General features: G+C 72.5%; 14 protein-coding genes, 1 rRNA gene and 1 pseudogene. 13 read left to right on the forward strand and 3 right to left on the reverse strand.

Features of this window, described 5'->3' with window-relative positions; genetic code table 11:
- The 3 genes and pseudogenes from ACFU7Y_RS19170 to ACFU7Y_RS19180 form a co-directional block, all read right to left on the reverse strand.
- Positions 1-95 (reverse strand): annotated as a pseudogene (locus ACFU7Y_RS19170) (IclR family transcriptional regulator); the annotation flags it as partial.
- 230 nt (positions 96-325) lie between these two features.
- Positions 326-442 (reverse strand): 5S ribosomal RNA (gene rrf / locus ACFU7Y_RS19175).
- Positions 443-529: 87 nt separating this feature from the next.
- Positions 530-1,591, reverse strand: a complete 1,062-nt coding sequence (locus ACFU7Y_RS19180; protein WP_380768940.1) for a nuclear transport factor 2 family protein — start codon at positions 1,589-1,591, stop codon at positions 530-532.
- 198 nt (positions 1,592-1,789) lie between these two features.
- Between ACFU7Y_RS19180 and sigJ the strand changes: the two genes are divergently transcribed.
- From sigJ to ACFU7Y_RS19245, 13 genes are all read left to right on the forward strand, one after another.
- Positions 1,790-2,692: an RNA polymerase sigma factor SigJ gene (gene sigJ, locus ACFU7Y_RS19185; protein WP_224281415.1), complete on the forward strand. Its 903-nt coding sequence runs from the start codon at positions 1,790-1,792 to the stop codon at positions 2,690-2,692.
- A gap of 192 nt (positions 2,693-2,884) precedes the next feature.
- A complete protein-coding gene (locus ACFU7Y_RS19190; protein WP_224281401.1) occupies positions 2,885-3,673 on the forward strand; it encodes a response regulator transcription factor in 789 nt (262 codons plus the stop codon).
- A 12-nt stretch (positions 3,674-3,685) separates the two neighbouring features.
- Positions 3,686-5,185, forward strand: a complete 1,500-nt coding sequence (locus ACFU7Y_RS19195; RefSeq protein WP_224281403.1) for a cell wall metabolism sensor histidine kinase WalK — start codon at positions 3,686-3,688, stop codon at positions 5,183-5,185.
- Between the two features lie 237 nt (positions 5,186-5,422).
- Positions 5,423-6,316 (forward strand): LPXTG cell wall anchor domain-containing protein, encoded by an 894-nt coding sequence (locus ACFU7Y_RS19200; RefSeq protein WP_224281405.1) that lies wholly within the window; start codon positions 5,423-5,425, stop codon positions 6,314-6,316.
- A gap of 227 nt (positions 6,317-6,543) precedes the next feature.
- Positions 6,544-7,152: a Uma2 family endonuclease gene (locus ACFU7Y_RS19205; protein WP_224281407.1), complete on the forward strand. Its 609-nt coding sequence runs from the start codon at positions 6,544-6,546 to the stop codon at positions 7,150-7,152.
- Positions 7,145-8,506 carry an oxygenase MpaB family protein gene (locus tag ACFU7Y_RS19210; RefSeq protein ID WP_380768943.1) on the forward strand — a complete coding sequence of 454 codons (1,362 nt, stop codon included), beginning with the start codon at positions 7,145-7,147 and terminating at the stop codon, positions 8,504-8,506. Before ACFU7Y_RS19205 ends, ACFU7Y_RS19210 begins: the two co-directional genes overlap by 8 nt.
- Before the next feature lie 360 nt (positions 8,507-8,866).
- Positions 8,867-10,411: a cytochrome ubiquinol oxidase subunit I gene (locus tag ACFU7Y_RS19215; protein WP_224281411.1), complete on the forward strand. Its 1,545-nt coding sequence runs from the start codon at positions 8,867-8,869 to the stop codon at positions 10,409-10,411.
- Positions 10,412-10,445: 34 nt separating this feature from the next.
- Positions 10,446-11,471, forward strand: a complete 1,026-nt coding sequence (gene cydB, locus ACFU7Y_RS19220) for a cytochrome d ubiquinol oxidase subunit II (protein ID WP_224281412.1) — start codon at positions 10,446-10,448, stop codon at positions 11,469-11,471.
- 4 nt (positions 11,472-11,475) lie between these two features.
- The gene (cydD, locus tag ACFU7Y_RS19225; RefSeq protein ID WP_380768945.1) at positions 11,476-14,964 is read left to right on the forward strand and encodes a thiol reductant ABC exporter subunit CydD; all 3,489 of its coding nucleotides are present in this window, start codon (positions 11,476-11,478) and stop codon (positions 14,962-14,964) included.
- A 60-nt stretch (positions 14,965-15,024) separates the two neighbouring features.
- The gene (locus ACFU7Y_RS19230) at positions 15,025-16,836 is read left to right on the forward strand and encodes a GAF domain-containing sensor histidine kinase (RefSeq protein ID WP_224283028.1); all 1,812 of its coding nucleotides are present in this window, start codon (positions 15,025-15,027) and stop codon (positions 16,834-16,836) included.
- A gap of 179 nt (positions 16,837-17,015) precedes the next feature.
- A complete protein-coding gene (locus tag ACFU7Y_RS19235) occupies positions 17,016-17,429 on the forward strand; it encodes a DUF1508 domain-containing protein (RefSeq protein ID WP_224283029.1) in 414 nt (137 codons plus the stop codon).
- Complete coding sequence (locus ACFU7Y_RS19240; RefSeq protein WP_224283030.1) at positions 17,419-17,823, forward strand: hypothetical protein; 405 nt, start codon at positions 17,419-17,421, stop codon at positions 17,821-17,823. The genes ACFU7Y_RS19235 and ACFU7Y_RS19240 overlap by 11 nt, the downstream gene beginning before the upstream one ends.
- A gap of 413 nt (positions 17,824-18,236) precedes the next feature.
- Positions 18,237-19,280, forward strand: a complete 1,044-nt coding sequence (locus ACFU7Y_RS19245; RefSeq protein WP_224283031.1) for a substrate-binding domain-containing protein — start codon at positions 18,237-18,239, stop codon at positions 19,278-19,280.
- Positions 19,281-19,318 lie beyond the last annotated feature (38 nt).

The raw sequence follows: 19,318 nt of genomic DNA on the forward strand, positions 1-19,318 counted from the left end.
GCGACCAGCCCCGCCAGCGTGGCGGGGCCCGACTCCAGTGCGCTGAGCACCAGAGCGGCCTTGTCGAGAACGCCGACGCCGCTAGTGTTGTCCATACCATGATATTGCAGTCTCAGTTGGCGAGACGCAAGTCCGTTTCGGTGGTCGCCATCCTTCCAGATGCCCGCAAAGCGGCTTTTCCGAGGCCCGGTGTCTCACATAGCGGACACGCCGGAGGATGCTCCGCGGCGCGGAAACCGGGGGAGCCGAGGGAAGTCGAATCGTCGGGAGAAACGAAAAAGCCCCTGCCGTGTCTCTGTCGGACACGGCAGGGGCCGTAAGAAGAATTCGGCGGCGTCCTACTCTCCCACAGGGTCCCCCCTGCAGTACCATCGGCGCTGAAAGGCTTAGCTTCCGGGTTCGGAATGGAGCCGGGCGTTTCCCTCTCGCTATGACCACCGAAATGATCGGGCCGGGCAATTGCTCGAAAACATTGCCTTCGCCTCGCCACAAATCATAGCAGGAGGAAAAGCGCGGGGATTCCGCGGCCTCAGAAGCCGACGGCCTCGCGCAGCAGCAGGACGGTCCCCGGGGTGAGCCGGGCCGGGGCGTTGAGCACGAGGAGCTGGTTCACGGCGCTCGGTCGGCCGTACGCGGCCCGGGCGCGGTCGGATTCCAGCGGGAGGACGTGGTGCTCCAGGCGCCGCAGGGCGGCGGGGAGGTCCGGGACGACCTTCTGGGCCCCGACGACCCAGATCGCCCGGCCGGCACCGCCGACGTAGGCGGGCAGCTGGCTGCCGGTCGCCGAGGCGACGACCAGGGAGCCGGTCTCGGTGACGGCGGCGACGCTGCCGAGCGCCACGTCCGGGGTGGCGACCATCGTGCGGATGCCGTCGGCCTCGGTGGCCCGGTCCATGGCCAGCGCGCGGGGTTTCACGGCCCGGTAGCGGTCGCCGGTGTTGACGTCCTCCTCGATGCCGGAGAGCCGGAGGGTCTCGCTGGCCCCGGTGAAGACGGTGGCGCCGGCCGGGACCAGCTCCGCGACCCGGGTGCGCGCGGCGGCGGCGTCGTCCAGGATCTCGACGGTGAAGCCGTTCGCCGTCAGTGCGGCGGCCACCCGCTCCAGGCGGTCGACGGCCGTCGGGTCCTGGGCCGTGTGCGAGGCCGGGGCGGTGGCGTGCGGCGCCGCGCCGGTCAGCGGGGTGGTGTCCAGGTAGCGGATCTCGTAGACCCGCTCGGTGAACCGCCAGCCGTCCGCCGTGCGCCGGTAACGGTCGTGGTAGATCGCGTAGTTGAGCCCCTGTATGCCGTTCTTGAGGCGGACGACCTCGTGCATGTGCGCACGGCCGGTCGCGGTGTCGCCGTCGATCCGGATCGCGCCAGGGTGGGTGTTCTGGACGAAGAAGTCCCACTGCTCCTGGAGCTTCTCGCCGCCGGCGCGGATCTGCTCCGGGCCGATCAGTTCGACCGGGACGTCGGGCATCCGCAGCACGCCGTCCGGGGTGAACAGCTCGGCGAGGCGGGTGCGGTCGCGCATCATCGCCGCGTCGGTGAACTCGGCCTGCAGGGCCGCGATCTCGACGCGGTCGGCGATCGCCTGGAAGTCGTTCATCGGGTTCTCCGTTCCGTGTGACCAGTGCGACGAGTACGACCGCGCAGCCGCTCGGAATGTGAGGTGGCGCGGAGGGTGTCACATCCCGGGCCGCCGGCCTGTCTTAGGAGGAGAGGGGAACCGTCGAGTCGAAGGGGTGGGGACACGGTGCGGGAAGCAGAGGGCGACACCACGACCGGGCCGGGCCTGGGCGCGATCATGAGCGAGCGGCGCCGGCTGATCAACCTGGCGTACCGGATGCTCGGTTCGCTGGCCGACGCCGAGGACGTGGTGCAGGAGACCTACGCGCGCTGGTACGCGCTGCCCCGGCGGGAGCGGGAGGCGATCGTCTCGCCCGCCGGCTGGCTGACCACGGTGGCCAGCCGGATCTGCCTCAACCTGCTCGGCTCGGCCCGGGTGCGGCGGGAGCGCTACGTGGGCGAGTGGATTCCCGAGCCGCTGCCCGCGCGCCGGGAGTGGACGGACGCCGCGGCCGACCCGGCGGCGGACCCGGCCGACCGGATCACCCTGGACGAGTCGGTGAGCATGGCCTTCCTGGTGGTCCTGGAGGCCATGACGCCGGCCGAACGCGTCGCCTTCGTCCTCCACGACGTCTTCCGCTACCCCTTCGCCGAAGTGGCCGCGATCGTCGGCCGCACCCCGGCCGCCTGCCGTCAGCTGGCCACCTCCGCCCGCCGCCGGATCCGGGCCGCGCAGGCCCCGGTAACGCCGACGAGCGCGCAGGCCGGCGTCGTCCGGGAGTTCAGGCGGGCCTGGGAGGCGAAGGACCTCAAGTCGCTGATGGGCGTCCTGGACCCCGAGGCCACCGTGATCGCCGACGGCGGCGGTCTGGTCGGCGCGCTGCTGCACCCGCTGACCGGGCGCGAGCGGATCGCCGCCGCCTACCTGGACTCCGACCGTTTCGCACCCGGCATCACGCTGCTGGAGTGCAGCGTCAACGGTCTTCCCGGCCTGGTCGCCCGGCAGGACGGCGTGACCGTCACCGTGTTCGCGTTCCGGATCGCCGAGGGCCTGATCACCCACATCTGGGCGGTGCGCAACCCGGAGAAGCTCCGGCCCTGGACGGAGGGCCGGCCGAGTGGGGGCGACGCGCGGAAGTGAGGCGCGTCACGCCGGGTGCGCGCCCCATCCGTCGTGTCCACGCCCGTACGCACACCACCGAACCCACCCCTGTGCGCCGATCGCCCAAAAACCGACCGATAAGGTGTTAATCCAACATTCATCCATGCCGCATAGCCTCCGGGGGCTAGCCTCATGCTGAACGTCATCGTCCGACCGGGAGGCGAAAGCCCCGTGCAAGGCACTGTCACCACACCAGGCGGCTCCACGGTGGCCGGGGGCCAGGGCGAAGCGTTCCTGCTCGTCGTGGACGACGAACCCAACATCCGCGAGCTGCTCTCCGCCTCGCTGCGCTTCTCCGGCTTCCGCGTCGCCTCCGCCGCCAGCGGCACCGAGGCGCTCGAACTGGTCGCCGCCGAGCGCCCCGACCTGGTCGTGCTCGACGTGATGCTCCCCGACCTCGACGGCTTCACCGTCGTCGAGAAGCTGCGCGAGCGCACCAGCCGCGGACAGATAGCCGGCCCGGCCCACGGGCACCCCGGCGACCACCTGCCGGTGCTCTTCCTCACCGCCAAGGACGGCGTCGGCGACAAGGTGCAGGGCCTGGCCGCCGGCGCGGACGACTACGTCACCAAGCCGTTCAGCCTGGAGGAGCTGATCGCCCGGATCCGCGCCATCCTGCGCCGGGCCGGCGGACCGGCCGAGGACGGCCGGCTGGTCGTCGCCGACCTCAGCCTCGACCCGGTCGCCCACGAGGTCACCCGGGGCGGAACCACGGTCTCGCTCTCCCCGACCGAGTTCAAACTGCTGCACTACCTGATGGCCAACGTCGGCCGGGTGGTCTCCAAGTCGCAGATCCTCGACCACGTCTGGGCCTACGACTTCGGCGGGGACCTCTCCATCGTCGAGTCGTACATCTCCTACCTGCGCCGCAAGCTCGACTCCGGCCCGGCGCACGGCCCCAAGCTGATCCACACCGTGCGCGGCATCGGCTACGTCATGCGCCGCCCCCCGCAGGGCTGACCGGACCCGCTCGTGTTCGCCCGCTTCTCCTCCCGGCTGTCGCTGCGCGCCCGGCTGCTGGTGCTCGCGCTCGCCCTGGTCACCACCGGGCTCGTGGTCAGCGACACCTTCGTGCTCGGCACCGTACGGACCCAGCTGGTGGAGCAGCTCGACGAGCAGCTCCAGCGGTACGGGCCGCCGCTCTCCCGCAAGCCCCCGGGCCAGCTGACCGCGCCGGCCGCCGGCCGGCCCGCCGTCGCCGGCCGGCGGGTCAGCCTGCCCAGCCAGTACCTGGTGCAGTACCTCTCCTCGGACGGCAAGGTCCAGGCGGTGATGCGCCAGCCCGTCTCGGACAGCGATCCGGCGCCCCAGCTGGCCGGGCTGGACCCGACCCGGACCGCCCCCGACGTCCCCTTCGACCTGCCCGACCAGCGCGGCCACCACAGGTGGCGGGTACTGGTGCTGCCCCTCCAGACCCCCCGCGGGCAGGCCCCCAACCCCAGCGCGTACGCCTCGCCGACGCTCACCCCGACCCACGTCATGGTGGCGGTCTCCCGCGAGGACATCGACGCCACCCTCGGCAAGCTGAACACCTCCTTCCTGGCCATCGGCGGCGGCGTCCTGGTGCTGATCGCCGCGCTCGGCTTCTTCGCGGTACGGGCCGGACTGCGGCCGCTGCGCCGGATCGAGGAGGGCGCCGAACGGATCGCGGCCGGCGAGCTGTCGCACCGGATGCCGGAGCTCTCCCCGGGCACCGAGGTCGGCCGGCTGTCGATCGCGCTCAACGGGATGCTCACCCAGATCGAGGCGGCCTTCGCGGCCCGCGCCGAGTCCGAGGCCCGGATGCGGCGCTTCGTCGCCGACGCCTCGCACGAGCTGCGCACCCCGCTGGCCGGCATCCGCGGCTTCGCCGAGCTGTACCGGATGGGCGCGCTGCCCACCGACGCCGACGTCAAGCGGACCATGACCCGGATCGAGAGCGAGGCCGACCGGATGGGCGCCCTGGTCGAGGACCTGCTGGTGCTCGCCCGGCTGGACGAGGAGCGCCCGCTCGACCTCGCCCCGATGGACCTGCGCACCCTCGCCGCCGACGCGCTGCACGACCTCACCGCCCTCGACCCCAGCCGCCCGGTCGCGCTCACCGGCCCGGCCGGCACCGGCGCGCCCGGCGCCGCGCCCGTCATCGGCGACGAGGCACGGCTGCGGCAGGTGGTCACCAACCTGGTCGGCAACGCGGTCAAGCACACCCCGCCCGGCACCCCGGTCCGGATCGGGGTGGGCGCCGGCCCCGGCGGCATCTGCCTGCTGGAGGTCGCCGACTCCGGCCCGGGCCTCACCGAGGAGCAGGCCCAGCGGGTCTTCGACCGCTTCTTCCGGGTCGACCCCTCCCGCAGTCGCGACAACGGCGGCGGCGCCGGCCTCGGCCTCGCCATCGCGACCGCCCTCACCCGCGCCCACGGCGGCACCCTCACCCTGCACACCGCCCCGGGCGAGGGCGCCACCTTCCGGGTCGAACTGCCCCGCCAGCGCTGACCGGAATTCCGGTCGGTCCCGGCCGAATGCCCGGAATCCGGGCATTCGGGGCGCGGGTTCCATCGAATTTGTCGACTCGTCAATTCTCCGGTGAACCAGGAAGGCGCGGCGCTCGATCATTGCCGGAATCCGGCATGGAGCGTTAAGAAAGCGTCTGTCTATGATCGGCGCTGCCCGGTCGTCGGAATCCCTCACGGCCGAGGCTTTTGCTTTCCTTTAGGCCCGAAAGGGGTCATCGTGAAACTCCGCCGTTCGCTGGTCTCGGCCGCCCTCGTCGCCGCCGTCGTCTCGCCCGCCGCCGTGCTCTCCGCGGCACCCGCCTTCGCGGAGTCGGCTTCGGCGGCACAGACCCGGAGCGACGACGGCTCGATCGCCGAACTGGAACGGGCCGCCGCCGACGCCGCCAAGGCCTATACGGCGGCTGTCGCCAACGAGGCCAAGGTGCGGGCCGAGGCCTCCGCCTTCCTCGACAACTCGCAGCCCTACCTGGGCAAGTACCAGGAGGCCAAGGCCGCCGCGGCGAAGGCCGCCGCCGCCAAGGACGCCGCCAACAAGGAGGCCGAGGAGGCCTCCCGGGCGTACGGCTCCGCCACGGAGGAGGACCTGCCCAAGGCCAGGGAGCGGATGCTCAAGGCGATCGACGCCGCCAACGCCGCCATCGCCGCGGACGCGAAGGCCAAGGCCGACGTGACGGCCGCGCGGAACGCCATGGACGACGCCCGGGTCGAGGCGTTCCGCCGGATCCACACGGCGGATCAGGCCACCAAGGCCGCGGCCACCGCCAAGGCCGCCGCGGACAAGGCCCTCGCCGACGCCAGGGCGGCCGCCGAGAAGCCGGTCGAGAAGCCGGTCGAGCAGCCCGTCGAGAAGCCGGTGGAGCAGCCCGCGGCCGTCACCCCGGTCTCGGACACCACCACGAACAAGTCGACCACCGCGACCAAGACCACCGCCGCGAACAAGTCGACCAGCGCGACCACCACCCAGACCGCCACCGGCTCGGCCACCGAACTCGCCGAGACCGGCTCCAACCCGGCCACCCCGTACCTCGCCCTGGGCTCCGGCCTCGCCATCAGCCTCGGCGCCGCCGCCCTCTACGTCTCGCGCCGCAAGCCGGCCCGCTCCGCCTCCTGACCCACCCCCGTTCGCGCCCGCTCGGGAGGAAGGCGCGACCACCCCGGAACCGCAGGACAGGCCCCGGCCCGTCCTGCGGTTCCGGCGTTTCCGAGCCCCGAGCTCCCCGATCGAGTGAACCAACCGCCATTCACCTGATCGGCCCCTCGGCCGTGTGCGACTGTCCAGCCGTTGCTTGTGCGGACTCGCGCGGGCTGATCACACTGGACGGGAAGTGGGGTGTCTCAATGAGCGCGCTCGTTGCCGAGGGGACCGTCGTGGACCTGGACCAGGTGCTGTGGGAGATGTGGAAGTCCATGGATGTCCCCGAGGGCGTCCACGTGGAGATCATCGAGGGGTTCGAGGTGTCACCCACCGGCAACAGCCGCCATGCGCGTGTCAACAGGCGGTTGCTCGGGGCCCTGTTCGGCCACCTTCGGGGATCCGGGTGGTCGCCGGGAAACGACTGCAACGTCATCCACGGGCTCAAGGTGTTCATCCCGGACGCGTACGTGGCCCCTGAAGACGACGAGGAGATCGAGCATCCCGACGGCCTGGGTCTGCTTGCCTCCGGAATCCCCCTGGTCATCGAGACCGTATCGCCGGGTGCCGAAGCCCGAAAGCGTGACCACGTCCTGAAGCATCGCGCCTACGCGGCCGCCGGCATCCCGGTGTACGTGATCATCGACGACTACGACGACGGCGGCGCCGTCACCATCCTCACCGGCCCGGACCGCGAGCGCCGCGCCTACGCCTCCTCGACCCGGGTCCCCTACGGCAAGGAGGCCGTGATCCCCGAGGGCCCCGCCGAGGGCTTCGTGATCGGCCCCGACATCACCGGCGAGCGCCGTGACTGACCGCCCGGCGTCGTTCAAGCGGGACCTGTCCGAGTGGCGGATCGCCCTGGTGGCCTGGCGGCTGCTGGTGCTGCAGGCGGCGGACCCGGTGGTGTCGGCGGGGATGGCGGAGCACTCGACGTACCGGGCGCATCCGTGGCGGCGGGTCGAGCACACGCTGGGGAGCGGGCGGCGGCTGTTCTACCAGGACGCGGAGACGCTGCGGCGGGAGGTCGCGCGGCTGAACCGGTCGCACAAGCGGATCCGCGGGACGATGGCGGACGGGCAGCCGTACGACGCGCGGGACGCGGCGACCAGGGTGTGGGTGCTGCTGACGCTGTTCGAGTGCGTCGTGACCATGCGGCGCCTCGGCGGGGACCGCTACGACGCCGGGCAACTGGATCTGGCGTACGCGGAGTTCAAGGAGGCGATCGCCGCCTTCGACCTCCCCGAGGAGGAACTCCCCGCTACGGCAGCCGAGCTGCCCGCGTACTTCGCCCGGTACGCCCGCGAGCGGCTGGAGTTCACCGAGGCGGCGCGCTACCTGCTGGGCGATCTGCTGCGCGAGGCGCCCCGGCCGCGCCGGCTCTGGTTCCTCGGGGACGCCGGATGGCGGATCACCCGGGTGCTGGTCGCCCGGGTGATCCGCGACCTGACGGTGGCGGACCTGCCGCCCGCCGTGCGGGAGCGGTTCGGGCTGGTCCGCACCCGCCGGGCCGCGCTGCTGTCCACCGTGCTGCACCGGGGCGCGGGCGCCCTCGTCCCGCGGCTCCCGGACCGGCTGCGCTACCGCTCCCCGGAGGAGCACCGCGCGCCCCGCCTCCCCCGCCAGGGCCGGGACGCGCGCGGGCCCCGGCTGGACCGCTTCTTCCGTGAGGTGCTGGACCAGACCGGCGACGGCTTCATCACGGTGCACGACCTGCGGGCGATGGCGCACAACGTGTGCTGGCGGCTGGAACTGGACGAGGCCGGCGAGGCCCGGGTGTACGAGGCCTTCGACAGCTGGTGGGAGCAGCTGCGCGCGGTGATGGACGCCGACGGGGACGGGAGGGTCAGCCGGGAGGAGTTCGTGGCGGCGACCCTGGCCGGCTGCGACCGGGACGAGGCCTACCTGGAGCGGGGGCTGCTGCCCGCGCTGCGGGCGGTGTTCGCCGCGGCCGACACCGACGGCAGCGGCTTCCTGGAGTTCGACGAGTACCGCGCGGTGTTCGGCGGGCCGCGCGTGCACCCCGCCGAGCTGTCGCACGGTTTCCGCCAGTTGGACGCCGACGGGGACGGCCGGATCACCCGGGAGGAGTTCCTCGCGGGCTTCAGCGAGTTCTTCACGGCCCGCGCCGACTCCACCCCGGGCACCGAGCTCCTCGGCCGGGCCTGACGGTCACGCCTGACGGCCGGGCCCGCCGGTCGCGCCTGACGGCTTCCGGTGCCCCGGTCAAGCGGCCGGGGCACCTGTCAAGCGCCGCTTCGGCCAAGATCCGCGTCCGGTCCGCCCACTCGTTCGTTGTCCCGGCGCCCGACGGCTCCGCAGACTGTGCGCAGCGTCACGCACCGCTGTGCCGTGTCAACCCCACCCCGCCTGCGATTCCTTCGTAAGGATGATGGATACTGCCTCTTGTGAACGTGTTCACGTTCACAAGCGGACAAGCTTGCGTGGTTGAGCAACGGTCTACGGCTTTAGAGAAGTTTGTCCGGAAGATGCCCGTCATCCTGCGGGCAGGTTGGGAGAGAGAGCGACGTGGAACTGGCAATCGCTCACGAGACCATCGCTCGATGGCAATTCGGCATCACGACCGTCTACCACTTCCTCTTCGTTCCGCTCACGATCAGCCTGGCCGCCATCGTGGCCGGGCTGGAGACCGCCTGGGTGCGGACGAACAAGGAGAAGTACTTCCACGCGACCAAGTTCTGGGGAAAGCTCTTCCTCATCAACATCGCGATGGGCGTCGTCACCGGCATCGTCCAGGAGTTCCAGTTCGGCATGAACTGGTCCGACTACTCACGCTTCGTCGGTGACGTCTTCGGCGCCCCGCTCGCGATGGAGGCGCTGATCGCCTTCTTCTTCGAGTCCACCTTCATCGGCCTGTGGATCTTCGGCTGGGACAAGCTGCCGAAGAAGCTGCACGCCGCCTGCATGTGGATGGTCGCGCTGGGCACCGTGCTCTCCGCCTACTTCATCCTGGCGGCCAACAGCTGGATGCAGCACCCGGTCGGCTACACGATCGACCCGGCCACCGGGAAGGCGCAGCTCACCGACATCGCCGAGGTGCTGTTCCAGAACACCACCCTCACCGTCGTCTTCCACACCCTGACCGCCGCCTTCCTCACCGGCGCCGCGTTCATGGTCGGCATCTCCTCCTTCCACCTCTGGAAGGCCAAGCACAAGCCCGAGACCGCCGACCCCAAGAAGACCGCCGTGATGCGCACCTCGCTGCGGCTCGGCCTGGTGCTCGCGGTGGTCTTCGGCGCCGGCACCGCGCTCAGCGGTGACACCCTCGGCAAGGTCATGTTCGAGCAGCAGCCGATGAAGATGGCCGCCGCCGAGGCACTGTGGGACACCCAGTCGCCGGCGCCGTTCTCGATCTTCGCGGTCGGCGACGTCAGCAAGGGCCACAACTCGGTCGCCCTGGAGGTCCCCGGGGTGCTGTCCTTCCTCGCCCACAGCGACTTCAGCTCCACCGTCCCCGGCATCAACGACACCGCCGCCGCCGAGGCCGCCCAGCACGGCGGAGACCCCAAGGACTACATCCCGAGCGTCTTCGTCACCTACTGGGGCTTCCGCTTCATGATCGGCTTCGGGATGACCTCCTTCGTGGCCGGCCTGATCGGCCTCTGGACCACCCGCAGGAAGCTCTTCCTGAGCCCCGAGTTCCGCACCGGCGCCACCGAGGTGCCCCGGCTGATGCTCACGCCGAAGCGCGAGCTGGGCCCGGTGCTCACCAAGTGGAGCTGGCGGATCGGCATCCTGACCATGGGCTTCCCGCTGATCGCCAACAGCTTCGGCTGGATCTTCACCGAGATGGGCCGCCAGCCCTGGGCCGTCTTCGGCCTGATGACCACGGCCAGCGCCGTCTCCCCCAACGTCAGCGTCGGCACCCAGATCGGTGCCCTGGTCACCTTCACCCTGCTCTACGCCGTCCTCGCCGTCGTCGAGGTCCGGCTGTTGGTCAAGTACGCCAAGGCCGGCCCGGTGGTGACCGAGCAGCCCCCGGCCAAGGACCCGTCCCTGCGCGGACCGTCCTCGGACGAGGACGCCGACAAGCCGCTCGCCTTCGCGTACTGAGCCACCAGGACCACTGGGGAACTGAGGATCTGACATGCAACTCCACGACGTCTGGTTCGTGCTGATCGCGGTCCTGTGGATCGGCTACTTCTTCCTGGAGGGCTTCGACTTCGGGATCGGCATCCTCTCCAAGCCGCTCGCCCGCAACACCGCCGAGCGCCGGGTGCTGATCAACACCATCGGCCCGGTCTGGGACGGTAACGAGGTCTGGCTGCTGACCGCCGGCGGCGCCACCTTCGCCGCCTTCCCGGACTGGTACGCGACGCTCTTCAGCGGCTTCTACATCCCGCTGCTGATCATCCTGGTCTGCCTGATCATCCGCGGCGTGGCCTTCGAGTACCGGGCCAAGCGCGACGGCGTCCGCTGGCAGCGCAACTGGGAGGAGGCCATCTTCTGGACCTCGCTGCTCCCGGCCTTCCTGTGGGGCGTGGCCTTCGCCAACATCGTGCGCGGCGTCGACATCGACGCGCACAAGAACTACGTCGGCACGTTCTGGGACCTGCTCAACCCGTACGCGCTGCTCGGCGGCCTGGTGACGCTCACCCTGTTCACCTTCCACGGCGCGGTGTTCGCGGCGCTCAAGACGGTCGGGGAGATCCGCGAGCGGGCCCGCAAGGCCGCCCTGCAGGCCGGGCTGGCGACCGCCGTGCTGGCGCTGGTCTTCCTGATCTGGACCCAGGCCGACAGCGGCAACGGCCGCAGCCTGGTCGCGCTGGTCATCGCCGTACTGGCCCTGCTCGGCGCGCTCGCGGCCAACCAGGTCGGCCGCGAGGGCTGGGCGTTCGTCCTCTCCGGGGCGACCATCGTGGCCGCGGTCGCGATGCTCTTCCTGTCGCTCTTTCCGAACGTCATGCCGTCCACCCTGAACGACGCCTGGAGCCTGACCGTCAGCAACGCGTCCTCCGCCTCGTACACGCTCCGGCTGATGACCATCGTGGCGGCCGTGTTCACCCCGCTGGTGCTGCTCTACCAGGGCTGGACCTACTGGGTGTTCCGCAAGCGGATCGGGGTCCAGCACATCCCCGGCCACGCCCCGGCCGCCGAGTTCGAGCAGGTCTGACGCCGTGAAGCCGGTCGACCCCCGACTCCTCGGGTACGCCCGCACCACCAGGGCCTTCCTCGCCGGATCCGTGCTGCTCGGCGCGGTCGGCGCGGCCCTGGTGGTCGCCCAGGCGAGTCTGATCGCCGAGATCGTCGTCCGCGCCTTCCAGCGCGGGGCGACGCTCGGCGAGCTGACCACGCCGCTGCTGCTGCTCGCCCTGACGGCGGTCGGGCGCGGGCTGGTCGGCTGGCTCACCGAACTCACCGCGCACCGGTCCGTCGCCCGGGTGAAGTCCACCCTGCGGCGGCGGCTGCTCGACCACGCCACCGCGCTCGGCCCGTCCTACCTGGCGGGCCGGCGCACCGGCGAACTCACCACCCTCGCCACCCGCGGCATCGACGCGCTGGACGACTACTTCGCCCGCTACCTGCCGCAGTTGGCGCTGGCCGTGGTCGTCCCGGTGATCGTGCTGCTGCGGATCGTCGGCGCCGACTTCACCTCGGCCGCGATCATCGCCGGGACGCTGCCGCTGATCCCGCTGTTCATGGTGCTGATCGGGATGGCCACCCAGTCCCGGATGGACCGGCAGTGGAACACCCTCGCCCGGCTCTCCCACCACTTCCTCGACGTGGTCGCCGGGCTGCCCACCCTCAAGGTGTTCAACCGGGCCCGTACCCAGGCCGCCGCCATCGCCCGGATCACCGCCGACTACCGCCGGGCCACCCTGCGCACCCTGCGGATCGCCTTCGTCTCCTCCTTCACCCTGGAACTGCTCTCCACCCTGTCCGTCGCGCTGGTCGCCGTCACCGTCGGGTTCCGGCTGGTGGACGGCACGCTCGACCTGGAGACCGGCCTGCTGATCCTGGTGCTCGCCCCCGAGGTGTACTTCCCGATCCGCCAGGTCGGCGCGCTCTACCACTCCAGCGTCGAGGGGCTGACCGCCGCCGACGAGCTGTTCCGGGTGCTGGAGACCCCGCTGCCCGCCGCCGGCACCACCCCGGCGCCGGAACTCGCGGGCGCCGTGATCGCCGCCGATGGCCTGGTCGTCCGGCACCCCGGGCGCACCGAGCCCGCGCTGGACGGCGCCGGGCTGACCCTGCGCCCGGGCTCCAGCACGGCGCTCACCGGCCCGAGCGGCGCCGGCAAGTCCACCCTGCTGGCGGTGCTGCTCGGCCTCACCGCCCCGGAGTCCGGCACCGTCCGGATCACCGCCGCCGACGGCCGCACCCACGACCTGGCCGAACTGGACCCGGAGAGCTGGCGGCGACAGATCGCCTGGGTGCCGCAGCACCCGCACCTGTTCGCCGGGACGGTCGCCGAGAACCTGCGGCTCTACCGGCCGGAGGCCACTGACGAGCAGCTGTGGACGGCGCTGCGGGCCGCGCACGCGCTCGACTTCGTGACCGACCTGAAGGCCGTCCTGGGGGAGGACGGCGCCGGGCTCTCCGCCGGGCAGCGCCAGCGCCTCGCCCTCGCCCGGGTGCTGCTCGCCGACGACCGGCCGCTGGTGCTGCTGGACGAGCCGACCGCCAACCTGGACGGCGCCTCCGAGGCGGCCGTGGTGGACGCCGTCCGGACGCTCGCCGCGGACCCGGCACGCACCGTGCTGGTGGTCGCGCACCGGCCGGCCCTGCTGGCCGTCGCGGACCAGCGGGTACGGCTGGCGGGGACCCCGTCCGTGCTGCCCGCCGAGCCGGTCGCCCCGCTCGCCCACAGCGGCCGCCCGACCCCCGCCCCGGCCGTGGCCGAGGAGCCCGGGCCCGAGGCCGGCACCACCCCCCGGCTGGCGCTCTCGATCCTGCTCGGCGCGCTCGCCCTCGGCTGCGCCGTCGCCCTGATGGCCACCTCCGGCTACCTGATCTCCCGGGCCTCCGAGATGCCGCCGGTGCTCTACCTGATGATGGCCGTCACCTCGGTGCGGGCCTTCGGCATCGGCCGCAGCGTCTTCCGCTACGCGGAGCGGCTGGTCTCGCACGACGCGGTGCTGCGCACCCTCGGCACCCTGCGGGCCGCCGTCTACCGGCGGCTGAGCGCGCTCGCCCCGGCCGGGCTGCCCGCCTTCCGGCGCGGCGACCTGCTCTCCCGGCTGGTCGCCGACGTGGACGCGATCCAGGACCACTACCTGCGCTGGCGGCTGCCGGCCGCGGTGGCCGGCCTGGTCGCCCTCGCCTCGACGGTGGCGATGGCCGTCTTCCTGCCCGCCGCCGGGCTGGTGCTCGGCCTCGGGCTGCTGCTCGCGGGCGTGCTGGTGCCCGCCCTGGCGGCCCGCTGGTCGGCCGGCGCCGAGCGGCGCCAGGCCCCGGCGCGCGGGCGCCTGGCCACCGCCGTGGTGGACGCCTTCACCGGTACCGCCGAGCTCACCGTGGCCGGCGCGCTGCCCGGCCGGCTGGCCGCCGTCCGCACCGCCGACGCCGCGCTGACCCGGCTGGCCGCCCGCTCGGCCGCCACCACGGCGCTCGGCACCGGGCTGATCGCGCTGCTCACCGGCCTGACCGTGGCCGCCGCGGCCGCCGTCGGCGTCCAGGGGGTGCGCGACGGGACACTGGCGCCGGTCTGCCTGGCGGTGGTGGTGCTGACCCCGCTGGCCGCCTTCGAGGCCGTCACCGGGATGCCGCTCGCCGTCCAGGCCCGCCAGCGCAGCCGCGCCGCGCAGGCCCGGCTGGACGAGGTACTGAACGCCCCCTCGCCGGTGACGGAGCCGGCCGAACCGGCGGAGCTCCCCGGTCAGCCGCTGCCCGTCGCGGTGCGCGGGCTGACCGTGCGGCACCCCGGGCAGACGGTGGACGCGCTCGCCGGCGTGGACCTCGACCTCGCCGCCGGCCGCCGGATCGCCGTGGTCGGTCCGTCCGGCTCCGGCAAGACCACCCTCGCCCAGGCGCTGCTGCGCTTCCTGGAGCCGAGCGCCGGGACGGTGAGGTTCGCCGACGGCCGTCCGCAGGCCGTGGACAGCCGCGCGCTGGCGGGCGAGTCCGTCCGCCGGGTGATCGGGCTCTGCGCCCAGGACGCCCACGTCTTCGACAGCTCGCTGCGGGAGAACCTGCGGCTGGCCCGGCCGGGAGCGGAGGAGGGCGAGCTGCGCGCCGCGCTGGCCGCCGCCCGGCTGCTGGAGTGGACCGAGAGCCTGCCGGACGGCCTGGACACCATGGTCGGCGAGCACGGCGCCCGGCTCTCCGGCGGCCAGCGCCAGCGACTCGCGCTCGCCCGGGCGCTGCTCGCGGACTTCCCCGTGCTGGTCCTGGACGAGCCCGCCGAGCACCTCGACCTGCCCACCGCCGACGCCCTGACGGCCGACCTGCTGGCCGCCACCGAGGGCCGCACCACCGTGCTGATCACCCACCGGCTGGCCGGGCTGGACGACGCCACGGTGGACGAGGTGCTGGTGCTGGACGGCGGGCGGGTGGCCGAGCGGGGCCGCTGGTCGGAGTTGGTGGCCGACCCGGACGGGCGGCTGCACGCGATGTGGCAGCGGGAGCGGGAGGCGGACGGGCTGCTGGAGCCGGTGGGCCGCTGATCACGCGCCGCCGATCGCGCTGCCCTTCGGCTGAAAAGCGTACAAACGTAGGCTTTCTTCATGGACCCCACGCCGGACCTCCCCGAGGCCACACCCGAGCCGACACCCCATCGGGTGCCCGAGATCGCCTCGCTCGGACTGGACACCCTGGTCACCGAGGTCGCCGAGCGCCTGCAGTCGGCCGCCGCGGTCACCGACCGGATGCAGCGGCTGCTGGAGGCGGTGGTCTCGATCGGGGCCGGGCTGGACCTGCACGCCACCCTGCACCGGATCGCCATGGGCGCGGCCGAACTGGTCGACGCCCGGTACGCGGCGCTCGGCGTGATCGCCCCCGGCGGCACCGGCCTGGCCGACTTCATCCACGTCGGGGTCGACGACGAGACCGCCGCCGCGATCGGCGAACTGCCCGCCGGCCGGGGCATCCTCGGCGCCCTCATCGACCGCCCCGAACCGCTGCGGCTGACCGACCTCGGCGCCGACCCGCGCTCCTCCGGGTTCCCGCCGGACCACCCGCAGATGAGGACCTTCCTGGGCGTGCCGATCCGGATCCGCGCGGAGGTGTTCGGCAACCTCTACCTCACCGAGAAGAAGGGCGGCGGCGCCTTCACCCCCGAGGACGAACAGGTGGTGCACGCGCTCGCCGCGGCGGCCGGCGTGGCCATCGAGAACTCCCGGCTGTACGAGGAGGGCCGCCGCCGCGAACGCTGGATCGCCGGCGCCGCCGCCGTCGCCACCGCCCTGCTCTCCGCCGAGCAGGCCGAGGCCGCGCTGACCGTCGCGGCCGAACAGGTACGGGAGTTGGCGGACGCCGCGATCGGCATGATCCTGCTGCCGACCGGTCCGGAGGGCGGCGAGGGAGACGGCCAGATGCGGGTCGCGCACGCCTCCGGCGAGCTGGCCGAGTTCGTCCGCGGCGAGTTGCTGCCCAGGGAGAGCTTCGCGGCCCGACTGCTCGCGGGGGAGAGCGTCTACCTGGACGACATGTCCAGCGACCCGACCGTGGTGATGCGGCTCGCCCGCCGCTTCGGCCCGTCCATGGCCGTGCCGATGGTCGCCGCCGGGCGGGTGCTCGGCGGGCTCTGCGTCTGGCGCCCGCGCGGAGCGCTGCCGTTCACCGACAGCGAGAGGCAGCTCGCCCAGACCTTCGCCTCGCAGGCCGCGCTCGCCCTGCGGCTCGCCGAGGGCCAGCGCGACCAGCAGCGCCTGGCCGTCTTCCAGGACCGCGACCGGATCGCCCGGGACCTCCACGACCTGGTGATCCAGCGGCTGTTCGCCACCGGGATGATGCTGGAGAGCGCCGCCCGGCGGGCGGTCGTCCCCGAGGTGAAGACCGGCATCGGCAAGGCGGTGGACGAGCTGGACGCCACCATCCAGGAGGTCCGCACCACCATCTACGCCCTCCAGCACGACAACCACGGCGACGCGCCGGACACCCTGCGCACCCGGGTGCTGCGGGAGGCCAGCCAGGCCGCGGCCGCGCTCGGCTTCAAGCCCTCGGTGAGCTTCGTCGGGCCGGTGGAGAGCATGGTCGGCGAGAAGACCGGCCGTCAACTGCTGGCCGCACTGCGCGAGATGCTCTCCAACACGGCCCGGCACGCGCGCGCCTCCCGGGTCGGCGTGGAGATCGACGCGACCACCCGCCTGGGTGAGGACGGCCGCCCGGTGGGCGGTGACCCGGAGTCGCTGGACCAGGGTGGGCGGCCCGGCGTGCTGCTCACCGTGACCGACGACGGGGTGGGCATCCCGGAGGGCGGCCGGCGCAGCGGCCTGCTCAACCTCACCCGGCGCGCCGAGGCGCTCGGCGGCGACGCCTGGCACGAGAGCGGGCCGTACAGGAAGGGGACGATGGTGCGCTGGACGGCCCGGCTCTGAGCGTTCCGGGTCGGTTTCCGATCGGTTCCCGATCAGGGAAGCGTGAAAGTTAAACGAGAGAGAACTTCCCGACCAACAGCGCAAGTTGTGAACGTTCTGGGCTTTCGGGGCCTCTGTGTGCACACATAGCTTTGCTCCGCTCGGAGGGGAATCCGGAGGGCAACCGGACGGAGGGGGCAGTGAACGCTGCCGGCCGCGGTCACACCGCAGCAGGGGCAAGTCGAGGGGGGTTCCGCGCCGAACGGGCGGCGGACGGGCGCTACCGCTGGCAACTGAAGGCGCCCAACGGGCGGGTGGTCGCGATCACGTCGGCCGCGTTCGAGACGGTCGGCGAGGCCGAGCGGGGCTTCGACGGCCTGCGTGCCGTGGCGGCCGAACTCACCGCGCGGATCACCCATGTGCGGGAGGGCATCGGCTGGATCTGGGTCGTCCCGGGCTCGCGCGGTCTCCCCGAGGTGCGCTCCAGCCGCGCGTACGAGCGGTACGCGACCTGCCAGAACGCCTTCCGCCGGTTCGTGGTGCTGCTCTCCAAGCAGCCGACACGTGAACTCCCCGAGCCCGCAATGCCGTTGAGACGCGGCGATGGCCGCTGAGCGGCGCGGTCCGCGGCTGCTGATCGTGCCGGCGGCCGACCGCTGCCTCGGCTGGGCGCTGCGGGCCGCCAACGGGCGGCCGCTCGGAGTCGGTGTGCGGACCTACCGAAGTGAGGACGAACTCGCCGAGTCCGTCCGGGAGTTGCTGATCGAACGGGCCGCGCTGCGGTGTTCGGTCGGGCAGTCCGAAGGGCGTCAGTGGGTCTGGGCCGCCTACCTGCCGGTGCGCAGCACCCGGCCGGGGGCGGCCGACGCCGTTCCGGTCGCCCGCAGCGCGCGGGGGTACCTGCGGCGGGACCAGTGCCAGGCGGGGGTCGAGGGGTTCCTGGCCGGACTGCAGTGGGTGGGGCAGGAGTTGCGGCGGTCCGGGCGGGACGGCCGCCGGCCGCTGTAGGCAACCGCGGTCGCCGGTCGCTGTGGGGAACCGAATCGATGACGGTCCGTCGGTGACGGGCCGTCGTGCCGGCATGTCCGGACGCGGCGCCTCCACCGGATCTCCGTCCGTGCAGTTCCGGTGAAGGACAGGTTTCCGGCAACACCCCGAGCAGCCTCCTGGAGAAGAACGTCGACCGGGCTCGGAGACCCGGTAGTGCCCCTGTCGCGTGCACGCTGACCAGTACCTAAACCTCACTGAACCGATGAGTCGACATTCCCAGGCCGGACTCGACCTCTCTTCCGGCGGTACCTCCCCGCCGGACAGGATCGGCACTGCCGGCGAGGCCGCAGCGGACGCGGCCACCGGCTCCGAACTCCCGACCGGAGTACGGGTTCACGCGATGTACGTCTCTCCCCCGGAGGAAGAGGAACATGCGTAAGACCGCTGCCAAGCTGCTCACCGTCGCCGCGCTGGCGACCTCCGTCGCCACCGTCGCCGGCGGCACCGCCGTCGCCGACCCGGCCACCGGTGTCACCCCCCGCGCCATCGACATCGTGGGTGTCGGCTCCGACACCACCCAGTCGGTGCTGAACCAGCTGTCGGTCGACTACAACGCCTCGCTGACCGACCCGAACGCCCCCCGTCTGTACAGCTGGGACGCGACCGGCACCTCGCCGATCACCACCAAGACCGGTGCCACCTCGATCGACCGCCCGAACGGCTCCGGCGCCGGCGTCAAGGCCCTGGCGGTCAACACCTCCGCCACGGTCGACTTCGCCCGCTCCTCGCGCGGCCCGGCGGCCACCGACGCCCACGGCCTCGACTTCGTCGCGCTCGCCAAGGACGCGGTGACCTGGTCCGCCCAGGTGAACGGCAACGCCCCGGCGGCGCTGTCCGCGGCACAGCTCAAGGCCATCTACCAGTGCGACCCGGCCGCCCGTACCTGGAACCAGATCGACCCGACCAAGCCGGCCACCAACATCCTGCCCTTCCTGCCGCAGGCCAACTCCGGCACCCGCGCGTTCTTCCTGAGCGCGATCGGCAACCCGACCCTGGGCACCTGCGTGCAGGACGGTCCGGAGGAGAACGAGGGCACCGACAGCCGCCTGGGCGACCCGAACGTGATCTTCCCCTACTCCGTCGCCAAGTACCTCGGCCAGACGGTCGGCGGTCACGGCACCGCGACCGACGCCCCGGGCAACCTGACCCTGCGCAGCGTCGTCCTCGGCGCCAACCCGGTCGCCCCGGTGGCGAACGGCGTCATCAACGCCGCCTTCGCCAACTCCCCCTTCGGCCGCGTGGTCTACAACGCCGTCCGGGACACCGAGTGGACCGCCACCGACGCCCACGGCACCGCGCTGCGCGCGATCTTCGGCCCCACCGGCTGGATCTGCACCAACGCGACCGCCAAGGCCGACCTCAAGAGCTACGGCTTCCTGGTCACCCCGGCCTGCGGTTCCTTCGTCCAGAGCTGAACCACCCCGCACCACCCGGCGGCCACGGGCCTCGCGCC

This window comes from Kitasatospora sp. NPDC057542 (assembly GCF_042801945.1).
GTDB lineage: Bacteria > Actinomycetota > Actinomycetes > Streptomycetales > Streptomycetaceae > Kitasatospora.

What these genes read in the sequence shown, in the direction of transcription:
- cydB (WP_224281412.1), top strand. Translation starts at nt 10,446, where the DNA reads ATGCAACTCCACGACGTCTGGTTCGTGCTGATCGCGGTCCTGTGGATC.
- ACFU7Y_RS19245 (WP_224283031.1), top strand. Translation starts at nt 18,237, where the DNA reads ATGCGTAAGACCGCTGCCAAGCTGCTCACCGTCGCCGCGCTGGCGACC.
- ACFU7Y_RS19180 (WP_380768940.1), bottom strand. Translation starts at nt 1,591, where the DNA reads ATGAACGACTTCCAGGCGATCGCCGACCGCGTCGAGATCGCGGCCCTG.
- sigJ (WP_224281415.1), top strand. Translation starts at nt 1,790, where the DNA reads ATGAGCGAGCGGCGCCGGCTGATCAACCTGGCGTACCGGATGCTCGGT.
- ACFU7Y_RS19230 (WP_224283028.1), top strand. Translation starts at nt 15,025, where the DNA reads ATGGACCCCACGCCGGACCTCCCCGAGGCCACACCCGAGCCGACACCC.
- ACFU7Y_RS19205 (WP_224281407.1), top strand. Translation starts at nt 6,544, where the DNA reads ATGAGCGCGCTCGTTGCCGAGGGGACCGTCGTGGACCTGGACCAGGTG.
- ACFU7Y_RS19240 (WP_224283030.1), top strand. Translation starts at nt 17,419, where the DNA reads ATGGCCGCTGAGCGGCGCGGTCCGCGGCTGCTGATCGTGCCGGCGGCC.